The following is a 21,340-nucleotide window of genomic DNA, read 5'->3' on the forward strand; positions in this document are numbered from 1 at the left end:
TAGACGATGCTAACCGTTATGACAACCCCGTCACTGCTGGTGACATTGACCCGCCTTTCATTGTGAGACTGTATTTATGGATCAATTTACGCGCAATTATAGTATCGCCCTCGGTATTCTCATCATCGTGGCCGTCGGATTTTGGCTCAGGGCGTCATGGCAGCCGCAAGTTTGGGATTTCAATACGGTGCTGGAGTCTGATTCCAAGCTCTCCTCCTATCCGTACCAATTCAAACTGCGGTCGCTGGAAAACGGCGTGGCGGTATTGTCTACGCCGCGCTCGCCGCAATTCCCGGCGATCCAGTTTTTGGAGGTCATTTATCCGAATTTGCACGGTAAAGCGCAAGATGATCCGGCAATGATCGCGGCACAACAGGAGTTGATTGACCATCAAAAACGGGCGATGGGGCTGGCGCTGGCGCAGCCCGGCGTGACGCGGGTGGAGTGGGAATTGGACGTGCGCTGGTTGGCTGATCATGGCGTGCATAGCAGTCCGACGGCACCTTAATCTGCCGCTGGCGGGCGTTGTTGACAGCGGGTTTCGCGCCCGCGTGTCGCAGCGATGAATCCGCACAGCGCAAACCCGCTGGTCAGCCACAGTCCGCCGTGATAGTCGCTCAAGGTGTACAGGCGCATCCCGTCGCGCAGTGCCCCGTCCCAACTGAGGTCTAATATCCACCCGAAGGCAGGTTGTAACAGCGCCGCGCCGAGAAATAAGCCGGTGTTGACCAGCGCGATGGCCATGCCGGCAGCTTGCGGTGCGACCACTTCTTTTGCCACTGCATAGCCGACCACAAAACCGCCAGCGGCGATGCCTAGCCCGCCGTATAGCAGCAGCCCAGACCAGCCCGGCGTCCACGGTAAAACGATCAATCCGAGCCACATCAGGACTGACAGGGCGCTGGCGCCCAGTAAAAATGGTTGACGACGACCGACGCGGTCGGAGAGCCAGCCGCTGAGTAGGGAGCTGACGGCGAATCCGCTGAGGGTGACGGTGGTGTAGAGCGATGCTGCCGAGCGGGTTAAGCCGAAACTGTCCACCAGCAGTGGTACGCCCCACAGTCCGGCGAAGGCAAATAAACTGCCGGTGCCGCCGCACATGACGAAAAACGTGGGCCAGATCGCGGCGGTCGTGAGCACGTCCCATAATTCATGTCGCCAATGGCGCTGGCGCGACGGATGTGCGGGTAAACCGTCGAGTTCTCGCACTGACGGCAACCCAACTGCTTCGGGTTGATCGCGCACGAGCCACGCGGTGAGCAGTGCGATGAATAACGACAGGATGCCGATGCTGACAAAGACGGTGCGCCATGAGAGGACGCCGAGCACCAGCGCCAGCGGGCCGGCAGCGAGAATGGCACCGAGGTTGCCGAGCAATAACGTGATGCCGCTGATCGCGCCGTAATCGCGGGCGCGAAACCATTGGGTGTTGGAGCGCATCAGGCCGACAAACACGACTGAAACGCCCAATCCGACTAAAAAGCGTCCGCTGGCTGCCAGCTCAAAATCCGGCGCTAATCCAAATAAAATGGAACCGCAGCCGGCGACGATGCCGCCTAGTGTGACCACGCTGCGGGAGCCGAGGGTGTCAGCTAACACGCCAGCCGGAATCTGCATTGCGGTGTAAATGTAGTAATACATCGCCGCCAATGAGCCGAGTGCTGCGCCGCTCACCTGAAACGTGACCATCAAATCGCCAGCCACCACGCCGGGTGCCATGCGGTGAAAAAAGACAGTCATGTACGCCACCACCAAGATGGCAAAAGTACGCCAGCGCAACTGTGCAAAACGTCCAGCGGTAGTTCGGTCTGGCATCAATGAAATCCTATTTGAGAACGGCGCAATACGATAGTAGCGCCGTCTCATGGTATATTGACTGAACATTTCGCACTGGTTTGTCAGGTCGAGAACGGGTGCAGCACTCATGTTGAAGTCACGCAAAAAACGGGGAGAGAACACTGCATGTCAAAGAAGCATCCGATTGTTGCTGTCACTGGGTCTTCCGGTGCGGGAACCACCACAGTAAAACGTGCGTTTGAACACATCTTTTATCGGGATGGTATCAGCGCTGCCGTCATTGAAGGCGACAGTTTTCATCGCTTTGATCGCGCTGAAATGAAAACGGAAATGGCCAACGCCGCTGCGAGTCATACCAATCTCAGCCACTTTGGTCCAGAAGCCAATCGCTTTGATTTATTGGCAAAACTCTTTCACGATTATGGTGAAACCGGCAACGGTCAGAAGCGTTATTACATTCACAGCGATGATGAAGCAGTGCAATTGAATGCGCGGTTAGGGACTGATCTTAAACCCGGTCAATTCACACCCTGGGAAGGTTTACCGGCGAATACTGACCTTTTATTTTATGAAGGATTGCACGGTTTAGTCGTCAGTGAAGATGATAATGTGGCGCAACATGTTGATCTCGGTGTGGGCGTGGTGCCAATTGTCAATTTGGAATGGATTCAAAAAATCCAACGTGACAACTTAGAGCGCGGTTATTCTGCTGAAGCAATTGTCGATACGATTATGCGGCGGATGCCAGATTACATTCGGCACATTACTCCGCAGTTTTCATTGACTGATATTAACTTTCAACGGGTGCCCACAGTAGACACCTCCAATCCATTTATTGCGCGGGATATTCCCACGCCGGATGAAAGTTTTGTCATTATTCGTTTCAAAGACCCAGAAAAACTGCAAGTTGATTTCCCTTATTTATTGGCGATGATTCACGATTCATTCATGTCGCGCCGCAATAGCATGGTCGTCCCCGGTGGCAAGATGGGGTTTGCAATGGAAGTGATTTTGCAGCCGATCATTGAGCGCATGATGGAAGCACGCAAGGTGTAATTCACCGCCATGATATTCGCTCGCCGTCACCGTGTACGACGAGCGAATGGTTTGATGCAAGCAACGACACACTGTGTATTATTCCGCTTCATTAAGCTGCTGTTTGAGAGCTGCAATTTGTTCTCGTAGCAACTTCAATTGTTCAATGTCATCTTGAAGTTCGCTAATCTCCCTTTTCAAACGCCAAATAGATTGTGATGTATCACGCGCTTGGCGCAAATTTGCCATCGCCTCCTGCAATGCAACCACGCCCAGCGCCTGTTGTTGAAACTGCTGGCGCCGCGCTGCGTCGCTATCCACATCAGGCTGTTCATTGGCGCGATAAACCCGATCAAGAATTTGATCCAAATCACGCCCGAATGGTTGTTGCGTGCTCTGAAACATCGGTATTCACCATTGACGGCGCTTACATGTCTGTGCGCAATGACCGCGTTATCAATGGTGTCAGTATATCGGCGACAGGAGTTACAAACTGTGCGGCAGTTTTGACAATCACCACTCCCGCTTTACGCGGTTATGGCTGCGCTGGTGCCGCTGTGGATTGAATGTTTAATGCCGTCACGGTGGCATCTGCTGGCAATTTGCGAATCCACACATCCAATTCAGCTAATGCAGGCGGGAATTGCGCAATTGTCGTTTTTGCAGAAGCATAACTGGTGTGTAAACTATGAATTAACACAAACCAAGGTCGCCCGCGAAACGTCTCAGTTTGATAAAATACTCTTGGCGGCAAGGGCACTTTTTGCACATAAGTCATCAATTCTGCAAATGAAAAAAACCCAATCAGTTGTAAAGAATAAAGGGTGTCTGTCACTGCTACTGTTTCCGTAGCTGCTGAACTTGTGGCAGCTTGTGGCGTATTCACAGCAGTTGTTGGCGCGGGCGCAGCATCTACTTCCAATGCGGGATTAAATGGCACCGGTTTGATTTCTGTTGTGGCTTCTGAATTAACTGTTGCGGCACTGTCCAATGCTGGTTTTTCTACTGCGAGCGGCGGAGGTGGAGTGGGAATTGGCGCTGGTTCATTCAATGATGGTGGTGTCACTGATGCAGTTGGTGCTACCGCTCGCGCTAATCCTGTTACCCGCAGTGATAATTGCGTTAAACGTTCTTGTATGACTTTATTTTGTACGGCATTATCAGGAATTTGCCGTTGTAGCGTATTCGCCATATCGCGCAATTCTGCAATCTCAGCCACCAATTCAGTGTGCTTTTGTTGCGTGTGCATATAAAACCCGCCCAAGCTCATGGTAATGAGGATGACCAGTCCTGCGATTAAACTGAGTGTCAAAATGCGCGTCGTTTTAAGACGGTCTCGCAGCGATGTATACTGTTTACTGATTTGGTTCACTGCCCGCCGATGTTCATCATCAACATCAGCGATGCGCGTGATTAACGTGGCTTCACTATTTTGAAACGCGAGGCGATGTTTATCCAATGCCACCGTCAACCGATTTAATCGTTCTGATTGCGTGACAATCAACTCATCAGCCACCGTGCGTTCAGTGTCGTTGTCATCAAAAGGATTCGCTGCCATTGTCGCCTCCGTTTTATTTGTAGGTGCAGGTAAACTATTATACGCTCTGCTGCTTGTAGAGTTGCCTATACTCTGCTGATTATCACAACGAGAATCAAGATGCGTATCACATTGAATTACAGCCTTTTAGTGCTATTATTCAGTATTGCAAAAGCAAGCTGGGCGCTATCAGGTGGACAAATTGATGTGCCAGAACAATTCAAGGCAGTGGTGGCAATTATTATCAATGATCGCTTGCATTGTTCTGCAACTAAAATTGGCACCCATGCTTTTTTAACTGCGGCACATTGTGTCACTGATTTACATCAGGGAACGTTGAATACGCATTTGCAAGCGGGGCAAAAACTATTGATTAGCGCCCATTCTCAACCGCCAGCGCGTCCCGCAGTACTTCAATTAACCATTCAGCGAATTCAATTACATCCCGCTTATCAAACTGCATTGCACCGTTTTTTTGAATATAGAGAAACGCAAATCCGCGCTTATCAACAACGTTATCAGGGCGCTGAATTGGCGCAGCGGCTGCGGATGCTGGCGGCTAATCATCATTTCACAACACGCTTTCCTGATTTGGCAATCATTATGGTGCGTGACACAACGGCACAAATTCCTTATTTTGCGGTGGATTGTGCGCCGTTGGCGGCTGATGCAGCGGTGCAAATCGTGGGCTACGGGCGGACGGGCGCGGCGAGTGCGCCATTCGGACAGCGTCATTGGGGCACAACGGCGGTGATTCGCGTTGATTCGGTCAATTTTTACACCTATGGCGGGCAATTACGCGCAAATACGCCGTCACTCACGCCGGGCGATTCCGGTGGGCCGGTGCTCCGCAACGGGCGGGTGGTGGGCGTCAATGGCACCGTTTACGGTCTCCAGCGCGGCGCGGCGCGTTCTAATATGGCAGTCAATATCAATGGTTTAGCTGCGCCCAGCGCCTGCCGCGACTTTTTTCGAGATGTCACTCCATGATGCTCACGGTGATTTGTCCTGGTCTGCTCGGGCCGCTGCCGTATCTGCCGCAGCCGCGTCCGCCGTTGCCCACGCTCAACCGGTTGCTCGGACGGGCGCTCGCGCAGCAGGTGGCGATGACCTCGCCGGAGGCAGCAGTGCTCGCTGCTTGCGGTTGCCATCCTGCCGCGCCAACCGGGGCGTTATCGTTATACGGTGAAGCGGGCGACTGGGATGCGAGCGGCAACTGGTTTCACGCTGATCCGGTACATTTGCGTCCAGATCGTGAACAATTGCTGCTGTTTAGCGGCGCGACCATCGCTCCTGATGCGGCGGAAGCGGCAGCGTTGGTGGCGTTGTTTAACCAACATTTTGCTGCTGATGGGCTGCATTTGCTGGCGGCAACGCCCGAACGCTGGTATCTGCGCACGGCGCAACCGGTCGCGGTGGACAGCCCGCCGCTGGCGCAGGTGCAGGGGCGAGCGTTGCATCCAGATATGATGACGGGCGCGGATGCTCGCCGTTGGCAATGCCTGCTGAATGAAACGCAGATGCTGTTTTTTAATAGCGAAGTCAATCGGTTACGCGAACGGCAGCGGCGTCCGCTCATCAGCGGCATGTGGACGTGGGGCGGCGGGCAGTTGCCGCAAAGTTCCGCTGTTGCGCTGCCACAACTCATTGGCGATTTGCCGTTGCTGCGCGGTCTCGCTCGCCACGCAGCCGGTGAGCATCGCCCGCTGGCGCAGTGGCTTGCCGCTGCCGCACCCGTTGCTAATTGTTTGATTTATTGGGATAAAGCTGAAAAAGCACTGCAAAACCATGATGTGGCAGCTTGGGCAACGGCGCTGGTGGAACTCGACGCCGCGCTTGTCGCACCGGAGCGCCAACTCCGTGCTGAGGATGGGCAATTGGCGCTACTTGATCCAGAATTGGGGCGGCGTTTTCAAGTCTCGCGGACGGCGTTGCGACGGTTTTGGCGGCGACAGGATTTATTTGCGCTGATGGGGTAATGTGTCACACACTGCGATTTCGCAGTGTATGATAATCAAGTATTCTTATTGAGAGCAGAACGGTTTTAGTTTCCTCATTCGTTTTAAGGAGAGAAAATGGCTACATTTATGTTCAATACGATCACCAACGGTCAGGTGATCACGTTTAATCCAGTGACCGACGTCTTTCAGTTTGATAATCCAGCAATTAACGCTGGTTTAGGTTCGATTACTGCGGTAGGGAATAACCTGAACTTCGTTTATCCTGGAAAATCTTTTTCTTTGATGAATGTCAGCTTAGGGCAACTGACTTCAAAGAATATTACCTTTACCAGTGGTAGTAAGTTGTTAGTTGGTGATGATACGACAAATACAATCAATGATAACTCATCCAACACATTATTTAGTGGTGGTACCCAACCTGATTTACTGTATGGCATGGGCGGTGACGATACCTTAGATGGGGGCAGTAATGCAGATGTGATGATTGGTGGTGACGGTGCTGATACCTATACTGCCAATGATGAAGGCGATCAAGTTAACGAAACAAATGATTCAAAAGATCAGACTGAGCGTGATATTGTCAATGCTTCCGTTAGCTATACATTGAATGCGAATGTTGAAGATTTAGTACTGACGGGAACGAGCAACATTAACGGCACTGGTAATGAGCTTGATAATATCCTCACTGGCAATTCTGGCAATAATCTATTAGATGGCGGTTCTGATTCTAATGGCGACACCATGCGTGGTGGCAATGGTGATGATATTTACCTTGTTAGTAGCAATGATGACCAAGTTGAAGAATCTTCTTTATCAACCGCCGGTGGTGGTATTGACACCGTGCGTTCTTTTGTAAGTTATACCCTGCCAGACAACGTCGAAAACTTAGAACTGCAAGATATTTTCGGAGATATCTACGCTATAAATGGAACAGGCAACGCGCTCAATAACAAACTGATTGGCAATAACGATCCGAATGTTTTAGATGGTCTTGGTGGTGCTGATACCATGGATGGCGGTGACACCAGTGACATTTACTATGTCGATAATATTGGTGATGTGGTCATTGAAACGAACACTGCGGTCACTACCAACCAGATCGATTTAGTAAAGTCATTTGTTAGTTACACGTTGACTCCGAACGTTGAAAACTTGCAGTTAATGAGTGGCAACGATATTAACGCAACTGGGAACACGCTTAACAACATCTTTTATGCCAACACCGGAGATAACGCTTTTGATGGATTATCTGGTATAGATACGGTTTCTTATGAGGCGCAGCTTAATGCAAAAGCAATCTATTCTGGCGCTGATGCAACCTATACTGGCGTAGTGATTTCGTTGGCAGTTCCCGGAGCACAAGCAACTCGCGGTTCTGGTAAAGATACCTTTGTTAACATTGAGAATCTTATCGGGAGTCAATATAACGATTCATTGACTGGTGATGGCAAAGATAACCGCTTAGATGGCTCGACTGGTGCTGATCTTTTGACAGGCGGTGAAGGTAACGATACCTACATTGTTGATAGCGCAGATATCGTGGTTGAAACTAGTACAGCAACGACTCAAATTGATACTGTAGAGTCGAGTGTCAGTTACATTTTGAGTAAAAATGTAGAGAATTTAGTTCTGACTGGTAAAGATGCTGTCAACGGTACCGGGAACGAATTACCCAATGTCATTACCGGCAACGGAAGTGCGAATGTCTTAGATGGTATGGCTGGCGCTGATCGATTAGAAGGTGGTGCGGGCAATGATCGTTATATCGTTGATAGTTTTGATACTGTAGTTGAAAAGGCGGGAATGGGAACAGATACCGTATTGGCAGATATTAGTTATCTGCTTCCAGCAAATGTTGAGAATTTGCAGTTGTTAGGATCGGAAAACCTGAATGGCACTGGTAATACGCTGGCAAACGTGATTTATCCCAACACGGGTGATAATATCCTGAAGGGTGGCGGTGGTATTGATACAGTCTCTTATCAGTTTGGTGTCATCGGCACCGGCGGCACCGGCGTTCGCGTTGATTTAGCAATCACCACGGCGCAGCTGACCGGTGGTTCAGGAACAGATACGTTAGTCGGTTTTAGCAATATAACAGGCAGCATTTATAGTGATTTTTTGAGTGTAACCGATACTGATAACGTGTTGGATGGTTTAGATGGTAGTGATACAGTTTCTTATGAAAGTGCAACGGCTGGCATTATTGTTGACTTGAGCAGCAAAAATCCTCAGAAAACAGGAGGGTCTGGTACGGATAAACTGCTGAATGTCGAAAATTTAGTTGGCAGTACTTTTAACGATGTGATTACTGCTAGTAATGCCAACAATGTCATCACTGGTGGCAGCGGTTTTGATACAGTCTCCTATGCTACTGCAGCGGCAGTTAAGGTCGATTTAACGTTGACAACCATGCAAGATACTCGCGGTTCTGGTAGCGATACGCTTATCAGCATTGAAAATCTGACTGGTAGTAAATTTAACGACATTTTGATTGGCAATACTGATGACAATGTTTTGAACGGCGGACCCGGCATTGATAGTATGAGTGGCGGTGATGGTAACGATACCTACCTGGTTGACAACGTTCTTGATGTGATTACTGAAACCAGCACTGCGGTAACACAGATTGATGTCGTGCAAGCAAATGTGAGTATTACGTTGGCGGATAATGTTGAGAATCTACAACTGTTGGATGTTAAAAAGGTTGTCATCAACGGAACTGGTAACGTACTCAATAATAGCCTGACTGGTAATGCCAGCAACAATATGTTGATTGGTAGTGCCGGCAACGACACGCTGAATGGCGGTGGCGGTCAAGATACATTGCAAGGTGATGCTGGCGCAGATTATTTTAGCTTTGGATTTTTAACCGATACTACGGTTTCTAATCCCGACATAATCAGCGATTTTTCTCAGACTCAAAAGGATAAGATTGATTTATCCTTGCCTACGTTTTACTCAGAAGAGTTTACTTTTATTGGCAACAAAGTGTTTAGCGGTACTGCCGGTGAACTGCGTTTTGACATCAACGCAGGAAATACCATGGTGACAGGTGATACCGATGGCAATGGCGTTGCAGATTTTAGTATTTTGTTAATGGGAGTGACGACAACAATATCGGCAACCGATTTTGTGCTTTAACTATCGTTAGAGTCAGTTGCATCAATCCAAACGCCAATAGATTAAACGATCTATTGGCGCTTTTTTTACACTATTTTTTAGGAAAAAGAATGTCTATTCCCTCTTGTCCGAATTGCAGTTCTGTGAACAGTTATTTAGATAGAACATTGTTGATTTGTCCCGATTGCGGGCATGAATGGTCAAGTACACAGGATGCCGATCTCACCGAGAATCTTGATGTTATTCGAGATGCAAACGGCACCGCTTTAGCAGATGGTGATTCCGTCGTTTTAATTAAAGACCTCAAAGTGAAGGGGTCTTCAACGACATTAAAAGTCGGTACGAAAATTAAAAAAATTCGCTTGGTGGGTGGCGATCATGAAGTTGATTGTAAAACAGATACGGGTAGTTTTATGTTGAAAGCCTGTTATTTGCGTAAAGCCTGAACGCACACATTCAAGTCAAAGCCCTTCCGGTCTATGATATAAGCATATTCTATATCGGTATTTTGCCTAGAGCGATCTCGCAATGGCTGATCGTAGACTTCAAGTTTTTCATACAGTTGCGCGGTTATTGAGTTTTACCAAGGCCGCGCAGACGCTCCACATGACGCAACCGGCGGTCACTTTTCAGGTGCGTCAGCTCGAAGAGCACTTTAATACGCGGCTGTTTGATCGGACGCATAACCGCATTAGCCTCACTGAAGCGGGGCGCAAGGTATGTGAAGCGGCCGATCATATCTTTGAAATTTATGCAGAAATGGAAAGTGCAGTGCGCGGCATCACTGGTCAAATTGGTGGCATTTTAACAATTGGTGCGAGCACCACAATTGCTGAATACCTATTGCCACCGTTATTAGGTGATTTTTGTGCGCATTACCCGGAAGTGTCGATTCATTTGAAGGTTTCAAACACAGAAGGGATTGTTTCAATGGTGGAAAACAACGTCATTGATCTTGGAGTTGTGGAAGCACCAGTCACGAATAAAAATTTAGTGGTTGAAGTTTGTAAACTGGATCGTTTAGTCGCAATTATGCACCCCAATCATCCACTTGCCAGCTTATCAGAAACCACGTTTGCGCATCTTTTGGAGTATCCATTTATTTGTCGTGAAGAAGGTTCTGGCACCCGCGAAGTGATTAACGATTATTTGCAACACCAACCAGATGGATACGCAACACTAAAAATTGCTATGGAACTGGGCAGTCCAGAAGCACTAAAAGGTGCCGTAGAAGCGGGAATGGGCGTGTCGGTGGTTTCTGGAACCACGATTCAAAAAGAATTAAAACTAGGCACCTTGGTTGCTATTCCAATGGTACCGCCATTAGAACGCCCCTTTTCATTCGTGCATCAAAAACAGAAATTTCGGCAGCGGGTGATGGAAGAATTACTTGAATTTGCCCGCAATTATTGTCGCAGCCAAGGCCAGCGTTCTTAAAATGATGACTTCCAAAACTCCCGAATTGAGTATTAAACGGCGCTTAATTAACTGCTTGGCGCAATTATCGGCAGCGGATCGTGACGCCTTATTAGCATTTGCGGAGTTTTTAGTACAACGGCGCACTATAGAGGCGCCGCCAATGGTGTCACCTGATGCTCCTGTACCGTTGCCGCGCCCTACCCAAGAAACCGTCATTGGTGCAATTAAACGATTGTCGCAGACTTATCCCATGTTAGACCGCACTGCGCTCTTAAATGAAACTTCAACACTCATGTCGGCGCATGTTATACAAGGACGCACGGCTGAATCAGTGATTGACGCATTAGAAACGCTCTTTGCCCAGCAGTATCAAACCTATTGCGCACGCTATACCGAGGCGACAGATCACTAAAAAAAGTCAATGGTACTGGTGTGTTGATTGACAGCTTGTGCTTCAATTAAGCCGCGTGATAACAAATCTTCATAAAAACAACTTTGATTACGTCCATGCCCTTTAACGTAATACAAAGCCTTGTCCGCCTGTCCAATTACAATAGATGAACCAGGTTGGCGGGTGATTTCAGTGACACCAATACTAATCGTGACCTGCCCCACGCCCGGAAACGCATATTGTGCGATTGTTTCTCGTGTTCGTTCGCACACAGATTGCGCATCTTCATAAGAAAAAGTACGGAATAAAGCAACGAATTCCTCGCCGCCATAGCGAAATAATAAATCCTCTTTACGAAAAATTAACTCTAATTGGCGAGCGAGTAAAATCAATACCTCATCGCCGTATAGATGTCCCCACTCATCGTTAATCCGCTTAAAATGATCGACATCAAGCAAACAGAGCCACGCATGACAGCCGTCCAGCGTGCGTCGATTGCGAGTGCATTTTTGCTGAAACTGCGCATTACTCACCAATATTTTGGTGATTTCACTATCTAAAATTTCACGATTCAATAGACTCGTTAGCGTATCACGATGACTTTCTTCTAAGAGCGCCAAATAATTAGAATAGATGCGTAATAATCCATAAATCAAGCGTTTTGATTCAAAGCTAGGTTGTTTACCGCTGTGTAACAAGATGCCATAAATATCTTCTTGTTTGCCGTACACCGGATAAATAATGTACGCCACATCAGCTTCTATATCATGGTGTTCTACTAGCTCGCGCTGTTCAATGGCGCGAGTGATTAAATTTAGCACCCAATCAGGCAATTCGTAGTCATTCACCTGTTGTTCAGAAATGACGATGCCTTGATTGGCATAGATGAGCAATGATAATTTTACGCGATTTTCGTTTTCAACTACCGTGTTGCTCACTCGATAAAAACGAAATTCTTCACTTAAAAACAATTCTGATAATGTAATAGCGAGGCTGCGTTCTAATAATTCACGATCTTTGTAGCGCGTGATCTCAGCGAGTGAGTCAACAATACGCAATGTTGAAATTTTATTAACCAGCCCGCAATTGCTTTTCCGATCCTGAAACATGGCTTTTTTCCACGGCAAATGAAAAGGAATCTATACTGCGGGAGATTAGGGCATCATCCAGCAGAACATCGCCACCACAAAGCGCAATGAATTGCGTGATGGCGATGTATTCAGTGGAGTTTTAAGCGGCAGTAACGGTTAATTCAAGCCACACATGCCGCCCGCACAACAGGAGCCGCTGGCGCAACTCGGCGCAGTCCCACTTCCCAAACGATGGCTGGAGATCACGTTACCACCAGTTGCCAGTCGTTGCACCGGCGTATCGGCAGGAGTGTCGCCCAGTTCTAAACCTGCGCAGGCGCACAATTCGCCCCAGTTAGTGAGCGTGTCGCTCATTCGATGTGAGACTTCAATCACACGTTTATTATTTTCGCAGCGGTAATCATAGGTTGGCATTTACTTCTCCACGACAGTATTGAGGAATGAGACGATCATTATAAACGAGCAGATGCTGTTCGCAAAGTGAACTACTGCACACAATGGGGTGTATTCTTAAAAATACACATTTCATTGCCATTATTGTTGCACGACAGCACTCATGTTTGCTGTCATTTGATACAGGATACCGTCACTGCGCATGAATCATCGGGCTGTAGTTGAATCATCACCACTTAACGGTTTAAGTGACCGTTTTGGACGGCGCATTACTTATGTGCGTTTATCAATCACTGATCGCTGTGATTTGCGCTGTGTGTATTGTATGTCGGAAGGAATGCGCTTTTTACCACGCAATCAGTTATTAACTTTAGAAGAATTAGCGCGTGTGGGGCGCTGTTTCAATGCGCTGGGAGTGACGCGCCTGCGCCTCACCGGTGGCGAGCCGTTGGTACGGCGCAACGCGCTGTGGTTATTTGAACAACTCGGCGCGTTGCCAACGTTGCAAGAATTGACGCTCACCACCAACGGCACGCAACTTGCCCGCGCTGCCGCCGCTCTCAAAGCTGCGGGCGTGGCGCGAGTCAACATCAGTTTGGATTCGCTGCGCCCCGAGCGGTTCCGTGCCATCACTCGCGGCGGCGTGTTGCAAAAAACCCTCGCCGGCATCGCGGCGGCGTGCGCCGTTGGGTTTGAGCGCGTCAAGCTCAACAGCGTCATCAGCGCCAGCCGCAATCAAGATGAAGTGCTTGATTTAGCACGGTTTGCCATCGCGCACGGCATCGACATCAGCTTTATTGAGGAAATGCCGCTCGGTGATAGCGCCCGCCGCGCTGAGGTGTATTCCAGCACGCAGATTCGCCGCACCTTGGAGCAAGCGTTGGCATTGTTGCCAACCGACGAACGCACTGGCGGCCCGGCGACCTACTTTCGCGTGGCGGGCACCGCGAGCCGCATTGGCTTGATTGCGCCGCACAGCCACAACTTTTGCGCCGACTGTAATCGGGTGCGCGTGACCGCAGCGGGTCAATTACTGTTGTGTCTTGGACACACGGTGGCAGTCGATTTACGGCGCGTGTTGCGGGCGCATCCAGGCGATGACGAGCGCGTCAAACAAGCGTTAGTGGCAGCAATGGCGTTAAAACCGTGGGGACATCAGTTCGGGCACACGGACGCAGTGGCGGTCACGCGACACATGAATATGACCGGCGGCTAACTTTGGCTCACGCCCGCTTCCGCAAAGGTTGCCGTGTGCTGGTGCAAAGCACATGCCAGCCGCAGCAACGGCACCACCGCCAGCGCCCCAGTCGCCTCGCCCAGCCGCAGCCCAAAATCTAAATACGGTTGCGCTGCGAGCGCCGCCATCATCCGCCGATGTCCCGGTTCAGCGGATGCCGTCGCAAACAGCATCCACTCTCGCGCTGCCGGTTGCAGCCGCACGGTCGCAATCGCAGCACTACTCATAATGAAGCCATCCACCACAATCGGCAGCCCGCGCTGCGCTGCCGTGAGAAATGCGCCGACGGTGGCGACGATGTCAAAACCCGCCAAACGTCGCATCAATTCCAACGGCGTCGCGTCTGGCGTGAGGTGCAGCGCCAGCGCCGCGCTCACCGTGCGGGTTTTGCGAGCGATTCCTGACGCATCCAAACCGGTGCCCGGCCCGACCAGCGCCGCCGGTTCTTCGCCTAATAACGCACACGCCAGCGCCGTCGCCGAGGTCGTGTTGCCGATGCCCATTTCGCCGCAAATCAACAGCTTGGCTCCGGCAGCCAGCGCCCGTTCTACCCCATCACGTCCGATATTTAAGCCATCAATGAGCTGGCGCTCCGTCATCGCCGCTTCCCGCGCAATGTTGCCGGTGCCAGCGCCGAGCCGCTCGCTGCGCACTCCGGCAATCTCACCCGGATCAGTGGCGGTGCCGAGATTCACAATCTCCAAACGCACACCGAGCGCCTGCGCCATCACCGACACGGGTGCGCCGCCGGTGGCCATATTGCGCAGCATTTGAATCGTCACGACCTGCGGAAAAGCGGAAATGCCTTCGGCGACTGCGCCGTGATCGGACAAAAATTGCAGCACCTGCACCGGATCGGGCGACGGCGTCGCGGTGTTTTGCATTCCGGCGAGCGCGATTGCCATTTCTTCCAAACGCCCCAGCGAGCCATACGGTTTAGTTAATTGATCTTGGCGCTGGCGGGCGGCATCCGCTGCGGCGTGATTGATTGGATGGCATGGTTCATTCAGCCAAGCAAGTTCAATTGTCATGCGTTCATTCCTGCGCGAATGTTAATGAAATCTGCAAAAGCCCCTCTTTGAAAAAGGGGGGTTGGGGGGATTTGAGATAAGGCTTTTTCTTTATTACGGCGTATAACGCAGCGTTAAATACGCTGCTCGCCCTAATTGATTAAACCAAGCTGACGTTTCATAGTCTTCATCAAACGCATTTTCTAATCGCGCCTGCACCCGCCACGTCGAATTGAGCGCGTATTCAGTGCGGAAATCAACGAGCGCATAACCATCTAAGCGCGTTGTATTGGCGGGATCATCAAATCGCCGTCCCGCAAAAAATATCGTGCTGCCAACTGACCAACGCTCGAATTGGCGATCAATTGCCACTTGCGCCGTCTGCTCCGGTCGCCGCGCCAGCACGTTGCCGCGAGTGCTGCCGGGTGAACGATCTTCTGGATTCATCACGGTGACATTGGCGTTCACATCCCAAGCGAACAGCCGCGCCGTCGCCGTCGCCTCAACGCCCACAATGCGAGCGCGATTGATGTTGGCTGCCGTCCACGTTGCGGGATTAAATTGAATTAAATCATCAATTTCCGTTTGATACAGATTCAGCCCCCAGCGCCCCGCCGCATCCAACGCCAGCGGCAATGCGCCACTCGCGCCCAGCTCCCAACTGCGCGACTGTTCGGGATCAAGCGCCGGATTGCCGTAATTCGGGTAATACAAGTTATTGAAACTTGGCGCTTTGAAGGCGGTGCCATGCGCCAGCGTGAGCTGCAAACCATTGTCAAACTGATAACCGAGCGCGGCAGAACCGGTGGCGTGAGTGCCGAATTGCTGATTGTCATCTTGGCGCAGTCCGAGCGTGACGCGAACCGCGCCGAATTGTCCCTGATATGCGCCAAAACTGCCGACATTATCGCGGGATGTGACGCGGTAAGTGGTGGAGCTGGCGATGGCGTCGCTGAGAGCATCGACGCCCAAACTGATGTGCTGCGTTGGCGTTAGCGCGAAGTTGTTTTGCACCGAGCCAGTGGTGCGGGTGGTCTCAAAGGTGCTCACGCGCTGCGGGTCGATGCCGTCTAAATAGGCTCGCGCTAAATCCCAACTCTGCCCACCAGCGAAAATGACCGTCCACGCCGTCAACGGTTTGAGCGTGGCGGACGCGCCCACGACCTGCTGATCGGCGCGTGCCGTGTCGCCGGCAAAGATGGAGCCGTCGTAATCGGCGCGATTTTCCGAGCGCAGCAGATGCGCGTCGAATTGCACGGCGTCGCTGAACGCATAACCACCGCGCAGACTCACGCCCAGATTGCGATAACGATCCCGATCCGGCTGGATCACGCCGCAGCCAGCAAACGGAGCGGGGCGACCGCTGCAGGCGTTGATGCCGTCGGTGCGATCCAGATTGGTGCCGAGATTGAACCAGCCGTGCTCGCCACCACCGGAAAGTCCCGCCGTGACGCTGCTGGTATTCAAACTGCCGCCGGTGATGCTGAACTGCGGCGTCAACGCGCCACCACCTTTTGTGGTGAAAATTTGAATCACGCCGCCAATCGCTTCTGAGCCGTACAAACTCGAACGCGGGCCGCGTACCACTTCAATCCGTTCGACCTGCGCCAGCGGCAGATTTTCCAACGCGGTTAAACCAGCGGTCGCCGATCCCACCGGCACGCCGTCAATCAACACCAGCACGTGATCGGAATTGGTACCGCGCAGAAACAAGGTGGTTAAATGACCAGCGCCGCCGTTCTGCGACACGCTGATGCCCGGAATGCCGCGCAACACTTCCGGCACCGAACGTGCTTGCTGGCGCTCAATGTCGGCGCGTTCAATCACGGTGACGGCAGCGAGCGTGTGGCTGCTCGGTTCGGATGTGCGCGTGGCGGTCACGATGACGGGATCAAGCGTGGTCACTGCGGCAGCGTGGGCGAGGTGAGGCAACAGCGGCATGGTCAGAGCGACCAGCAGCGAGGGATAGTTCATTTGCTAACTCCAAAGCAGACCCGGCGCACCCGCGCAGGTCTGGCGATTGAAATGGAGTTGGCGGGCGCACGAGCGCAGCAACCGCACCCGGTCAGTCGCCCCACGCAACTCCGGTGAGAGCGCCAACCACGCGCTCGGCTTGATCTTTTGGCCGGTCTCCGGGCTGACGAGTGGAGCTGTTGCCAATTCCGACCGCGCCGCCTTCCCATGAATATTCACAGTGGCATTTGGCGCGGTTTCACTCGTTTACCGTTGCGGGGGCAGCGTCGGCATTGCACCGACTTCCCGTTTCACTCCGCGAGCGAACCCGCCGAGCACCGAAAGATCACGCGCACTATTCTAGGACGATTCAACCGTTGTGACTCGCTGCACCAATCGGCGCTTAAAATTCTCGGAATGATGCGGTTATGGCTGAAAACGCCAGACAACTGATGACTCAATGACCAACCGCATATTTTTTAATTAAAATCATTGGGATAAGGCTATCGCCATGCGCACCAATTTGCCCGTCACCGCCAATGAACATCTGATGTATGACGATCAATTGATCGTTTCCAGCACTGATCTCAAAGGCATCATCACTTCTTTTAATCGGGATTTCGTCGAAATCAGCGGCTTCACGAGCGAGGAATTGCTGGGCGCACCACACAATTTAATTCGCCATCCCGACATGCCAGCGGCCGCCTTTGCTGACCTGTGGCGCACGGTAAAAGCCGGCAAACCCTGGACGGGAATTGTGAAAAATCGCTGTAAAAACGGCGATTTTTATTGGGTAGAAGCGAACATCTCGCCGCTGCGCAAAGATGGTCAGATCACCGGCTACATCTCGGTGCGACGCAAACCGTCACGGGAACAAATTGCTGCCGCTGAGGTGATTTATGCGCGGCTGCGGGCGGGGAAATCGGCGCAATCGCTGGCGACATGTCTGCTGGCGCGATTCAACAACACCTACATCACGCACGCCCTGCCCGGCGGTTTGATGGTGATTACCGTGCTGTTTCTGGTGGCTTTGGCGGTGTCGCTGCTCGGTTTACAGCAAGCCAATCAACACATGACCAAGATGACGGAAGAGACGCAGGTTTTAGAACGCGCTTATCACGACATGCTGGGCGATGGCTTACAAATGGCAGCCGCCATCCGCTACATCTTGCTTGATCCCACCGATCAACAAGCCAATCGCAATCTCACCCAAGCGCAACAAACCTTCACCGCCACGCTGGAACAGGTGCAGCGTTTGGTCGCACATGATCCGGTGGCGCTGGCTGAGTTAGAACACATTCGTCACGCCCGCAGTCTTCACGCCGATATTCAAACGCAGGTCGTCGAACGCGCAGTGCGCGGCGATCAAAGTGGTGCTTTGGCGCTGTATCGCAGCGAAGACAACCGCATCTGGCGGGCATACAAAGTCCGCATTCTTGATGCCGTGCAGGGAGTGAAAGCGCAGGCACAAGTGGAACGCGAGTCCTTTTTGCTCGCCAGTCGCGCCGCGAAACAGCAAGCCATTATCGCCTCGGCACTGGCGCTTCTCAGCGCCCTGCTGCTCGGCATCTGGCTGGTGCGCAAAATCACCCTTCCGCTGCGCGTCACGCACGGTCATTTAGAAAGCATTTCCAATGGCGACTACAGCGCCCGGATTGAGGCAATTCATCACGACGAATTGGGCGAAATTCTGCTGGCGGTCAAATCGGTGCAAGCGCGGCTGGATTACGACATTCAGGAAACGCGGCGGATTTCACGGGAAAATCTGCGCATCCGCTCCGGTCTCGACAGCGTGACCTTGCCGGTGACGGTCTCTGATGATCGCAATCTGTTGCTGTATATGAATCAAGCTGCCTGCGAGCTGTGGGAACGGATGGCCCCTCAGATCGCCGTCAATCACCCCGATTTTAGCGTTGACCGCATGATTGGCACCGCTATCAACACCTATTTTGAAGATGACGCCGCCCGCGAGCTGTTCCGCGTCAAGCTGTCTGCCTCCAGCCAGCTCGACATGGAACTGGGCGGGCGCAGTCTGCGCTTGATCGCCAATCCGGTGCGCGACGGTTCGGGGGCGTATTGCGGACGGGCGACGCAGTGGACTGATCGCACGGTGGAGCGCATCGCGGAACAGGAAATCGCCGCCATCATCACTGCCGCTGCCAACGGTGATTTCACCCAGCGGGTGCAGATTGCGGATAAAGAAGGGTTTTTTCTGCAATTGGCGCAAGGCTTCAATCAGCTCATGGACATCGTCGCCAGCGGCTTGACTGGTTTGGCAGCCATTCTTCATGCCATCGCGCAGGGTGATTTAACCAAAACTATCGACGCCGACTACACCGGCACCTTTGGTCAACTGAAAACCGACACCAATCGCACCGTTGCCCAGCTCCGCGAGATCATCGGCAACATTCTTGATGCTTCGGCGTCCATCGGCAGTGCTGCCAGCGAAATCGCGGCTGGCAACGCGGATTTATCAAATCGCACCGAAGAACAGGCGACGAGTTTGGAAGAAACCGCTAGTTCGATGGAGCAAATCAACGCGACCGTTAAGCTCAACGCGCAAAATGCGGAGCAAGCCAATCAGTTGGCGCAGGATGCCAACGCGCTGGCGACACGCGGCGGGACGTTGGTGCAGCAGGTGGTTGGTACGATGGGCAGCATTCAGCAGTCCAGCAATAAGATCGCTGACATCATCGGCGTGATTGATGGCATTGCGTTTCAAACCAACATCTTGGCGCTCAATGCGGCGGTCGAAGCGGCACGCGCCGGTGAGCAGGGACGCGGTTTTGCGGTGGTTGCCGCTGAGGTGCGCAATCTTGCCCAGCGCAGTGCGCAGGCTGCTAAAGAAATCAAGCACTTGATTAGCGATTCGGGGCGACAAGTGGGCAGCGGGGCGCAGTTGGCGGGACAAGCTGGCGCGACGATGGCGGAGGTGGTTACGAGTTTTCAGCAGGTGGCGCTGTTGATTGGCGAAATTACCCGCGCTTCCAATGAGCAAAGTATTGGCATTGAACAGGTCACGCACGCGGTCGCCAATATGGACGAGGTGACGCAGCAAAATGCGGCGCTGGTGGAACAGGCCGCTGCCGCTGCCGAAAGTTTGGAGGATCAAACGCGCTTGCTCGCGCAGGCGGTTGCGACTTTCAAACTCAAAGCGCCAGCGCAGCGGTCGTCTACTGGACAAATTTTGGAATCACACGCGGTTCACGAGGATTGCGAGCGTTTGGCGGGTTGTCCGTTTTTCAACGACAAAATGAGCGGCAGTGCGGCAACGGCGGCGATACTGAAGCAGAAATACTGTCATGGCGACAAAACCGCTTGTGCGCGTTATTCCGTGTTGATGGCGCTGGGAAAGGACAAGGTGCCTGCTGATCTGTATCCGCATCAAACCGAACGTCTTCACGCTTTGCTTGGCTGAGTGGCGGAATGCCCGCGCTGGTGCAATGCAGCGCGGACGCAAGCTCAATTCCAGTTCACCAGTCCGGTGTACGCCGTCACCAGCACGAACACGCCAAAGCCGATGCGATACCACGCAAAGACGGTGAAGCTGTGGGTGGCGACGTAGCGCAGCAGAATTTTAACGGTGAGGCTGGCGGCGATGAAGGCGGCGATAAAACCAACGATGAAGACGGGCAGATCAGCAACGGTGAGTAAATTCCGCGCGTGATAGAGGTCATACACGGTCGCTGCCAGCATGGTGGGAATGGCGAGAAAAAAGGACAGTTCCGTCGCTGCCGAGCGTGATAAGCCAAAGACGACGCCGCCCATGATGGTTGCGCCGGCGCGTGACACGCCCGGCACCATCGCCAGCGTTTGCGCCAGCCCGACTTTCAAGGCTTCGCGCCAGCCGATGTCGGTGATGGTGTTGAAGCGCGGCTGGCGCGGCTGCCGTTCGATGTACAGAATCAATAAACCGCCGCCGATCAATGCCGCAGCGACGGTGAAGGGATTGAAAAGATAGGTTTTTATGGTGTGATGAAATAACACGCCGAGCACCAGCGCCGGCGCAAAGGCGATCAAAATGTTGCCGACAAACTGCCGTTCGGCGCCAGCGTGTCCCAGCCCGCTGACAACTTGCACCAGTCGCTGCCGATAAAACCAACAGACGGCGAGAATGGCGGCAAACTGAATCACGATTTTGAACACCTTGCTGTGTTCATCGGTGTAGTCGAGCAGGCTGCCGACGATGATGAGATGTCCGGTGGAGGAAATCGGCAGGAATTCGGTCAGACCTTCGACCACGCCGAGCAGTAACGCCTTCAAAAGCAAAATCATGTCCATAACATTTGTGAGTGATTTAACTGAGTGGGGTGAGCTGTTGATTTTACGGGCACATCCAACCTGCGTGGACAGTCTGGCGTCGCTTCTTTAGAATTCGTTGCGATATGCGCCT

At 52.2% G+C, this 21,340-nt stretch carries 18 protein-coding genes and 1 riboswitch; of the genes, 10 read left to right on the forward strand and 8 right to left on the reverse strand.

Features of this window, described 5'->3' with window-relative positions:
* Positions 1-76: 76 nt before the first annotated feature.
* Entirely contained in the window at positions 77-508 is a 432-nt protein-coding gene (locus CKO12_RS06985) for a hypothetical protein (protein WP_200154023.1), read from the forward strand.
* Here the strand turns inward: CKO12_RS06985 and CKO12_RS06990 are convergent.
* Complete coding sequence (locus CKO12_RS06990) at positions 505-1,815, reverse strand: MFS transporter (RefSeq protein WP_200154024.1); 1,311 nt, start codon at positions 1,813-1,815, stop codon at positions 505-507. The genes CKO12_RS06985 and CKO12_RS06990 overlap by 4 nt on opposite strands.
* Positions 1,816-1,962: 147 nt before the next feature.
* Here CKO12_RS06990 and CKO12_RS06995 point away from each other — a divergent pair, with 147 nt between their 5' ends.
* Positions 1,963-2,853, forward strand: a complete 891-nt coding sequence (locus tag CKO12_RS06995; protein WP_200154025.1) for a phosphoribulokinase — start codon at positions 1,963-1,965, stop codon at positions 2,851-2,853.
* A 78-nt stretch (positions 2,854-2,931) separates the two neighbouring features.
* On the opposite strand, the gene CKO12_RS07000 is transcribed toward CKO12_RS06995, so the two are convergent.
* Together CKO12_RS07000 and CKO12_RS07005 are read right to left on the reverse strand one after the other, a co-directional pair.
* Complete coding sequence (locus CKO12_RS07000; RefSeq protein ID WP_200154026.1) at positions 2,932-3,237, reverse strand: hypothetical protein; 306 nt, start codon at positions 3,235-3,237, stop codon at positions 2,932-2,934.
* 130 nt (positions 3,238-3,367) lie between these two features.
* On the reverse strand, positions 3,368-4,390 hold the full coding sequence (locus tag CKO12_RS07005) for an SPOR domain-containing protein (protein WP_200154027.1): 1,023 nt from the start codon (positions 4,388-4,390) through the stop codon (positions 3,368-3,370).
* A 99-nt stretch (positions 4,391-4,489) separates the two neighbouring features.
* Between CKO12_RS07005 and CKO12_RS07010 the strand changes: the two genes are divergently transcribed.
* From CKO12_RS07010 to CKO12_RS07035, 6 genes are all read left to right on the forward strand, one after another.
* Positions 4,490-5,359 carry a trypsin-like serine protease gene (locus tag CKO12_RS07010; RefSeq protein ID WP_200154028.1) on the forward strand — a complete coding sequence of 290 codons (870 nt, stop codon included), beginning with the start codon at positions 4,490-4,492 and terminating at the stop codon, positions 5,357-5,359.
* Positions 5,356-6,348, forward strand: a complete 993-nt coding sequence (locus CKO12_RS07015; RefSeq protein WP_200154029.1) for a phosphoglycerate mutase — start codon at positions 5,356-5,358, stop codon at positions 6,346-6,348. The genes CKO12_RS07010 and CKO12_RS07015 overlap by 4 nt, the downstream gene beginning before the upstream one ends.
* A gap of 96 nt (positions 6,349-6,444) precedes the next feature.
* Positions 6,445-9,474: a beta strand repeat-containing protein gene (locus CKO12_RS07020; RefSeq protein ID WP_200154030.1), complete on the forward strand. Its 3,030-nt coding sequence runs from the start codon at positions 6,445-6,447 to the stop codon at positions 9,472-9,474.
* An 89-nt stretch (positions 9,475-9,563) separates the two neighbouring features.
* Positions 9,564-9,899 (forward strand): zinc ribbon domain-containing protein YjdM, encoded by a 336-nt coding sequence (locus tag CKO12_RS07025; RefSeq protein ID WP_200154031.1) that lies wholly within the window; start codon positions 9,564-9,566, stop codon positions 9,897-9,899.
* A gap of 82 nt (positions 9,900-9,981) precedes the next feature.
* Positions 9,982-10,890, forward strand: coding sequence for a LysR family transcriptional regulator (locus CKO12_RS07030; protein WP_200154032.1), 909 nt, complete (start codon positions 9,982-9,984; stop codon positions 10,888-10,890).
* Position 10,891: 1 nt separating this feature from the next.
* A complete protein-coding gene (locus CKO12_RS07035) occupies positions 10,892-11,284 on the forward strand; it encodes a hypothetical protein (protein ID WP_338032710.1) in 393 nt (130 codons plus the stop codon).
* Here the strand turns inward: CKO12_RS07035 and CKO12_RS07040 are convergent.
* Both CKO12_RS07040 and CKO12_RS07045 read right to left on the reverse strand, forming a co-directional pair.
* Positions 11,281-12,372 carry a GGDEF domain-containing protein gene (locus CKO12_RS07040; protein ID WP_200154033.1) on the reverse strand — a complete coding sequence of 364 codons (1,092 nt, stop codon included), beginning with the start codon at positions 12,370-12,372 and terminating at the stop codon, positions 11,281-11,283. The two genes, CKO12_RS07035 and CKO12_RS07040, sit on opposite strands and share 4 nt — an antisense overlap.
* A 138-nt stretch (positions 12,373-12,510) precedes the next feature.
* Positions 12,511-12,768: a zinc ribbon domain-containing protein gene (locus tag CKO12_RS07045; protein WP_200154034.1), complete on the reverse strand. Its 258-nt coding sequence runs from the start codon at positions 12,766-12,768 to the stop codon at positions 12,511-12,513.
* Between the two features lie 181 nt (positions 12,769-12,949).
* Here CKO12_RS07045 and moaA point away from each other — a divergent pair, with 181 nt between their 5' ends.
* Positions 12,950-13,963, forward strand: coding sequence for a GTP 3',8-cyclase MoaA (moaA, locus tag CKO12_RS07050; RefSeq protein ID WP_200154035.1), 1,014 nt, complete (start codon positions 12,950-12,952; stop codon positions 13,961-13,963).
* Here the strand turns inward: moaA and cobT are convergent.
* Together cobT and btuB are read right to left on the reverse strand one after the other, a co-directional pair.
* Entirely contained in the window at positions 13,960-15,015 is a 1,056-nt protein-coding gene (cobT, locus tag CKO12_RS07055; RefSeq protein ID WP_200154036.1) for a nicotinate-nucleotide--dimethylbenzimidazole phosphoribosyltransferase, read from the reverse strand. The genes moaA and cobT overlap by 4 nt on opposite strands.
* 93 nt (positions 15,016-15,108) lie before the next feature.
* Positions 15,109-16,968, reverse strand: coding sequence for a TonB-dependent vitamin B12 receptor (gene btuB / locus CKO12_RS07060; protein WP_200154037.1), 1,860 nt, complete (start codon positions 16,966-16,968; stop codon positions 15,109-15,111).
* 132 nt (positions 16,969-17,100) lie between these two features.
* A riboswitch (cobalamin riboswitch) is annotated at positions 17,101-17,305 on the reverse strand.
* Positions 17,306-17,458: 153 nt separating this feature from the next.
* Here btuB and CKO12_RS15140 point away from each other — a divergent pair.
* Positions 17,459-20,365 (forward strand): methyl-accepting chemotaxis protein, encoded by a 2,907-nt coding sequence (locus tag CKO12_RS15140; protein ID WP_200154038.1) that lies wholly within the window; start codon positions 17,459-17,461, stop codon positions 20,363-20,365.
* A 44-nt stretch (positions 20,366-20,409) separates the two neighbouring features.
* On the opposite strand, the gene CKO12_RS07070 is transcribed toward CKO12_RS15140, so the two are convergent.
* Complete coding sequence (locus tag CKO12_RS07070; protein ID WP_242466242.1) at positions 20,410-21,228, reverse strand: undecaprenyl-diphosphate phosphatase; 819 nt, start codon at positions 21,226-21,228, stop codon at positions 20,410-20,412.
* Between the last annotated feature and the right edge of the window lie 112 nt (positions 21,229-21,340).

Source organism: Chromatium okenii (assembly GCF_016583745.1).
GTDB classification, from domain to species: domain Bacteria; phylum Pseudomonadota; class Gammaproteobacteria; order Chromatiales; family Chromatiaceae; genus Chromatium; species Chromatium okenii.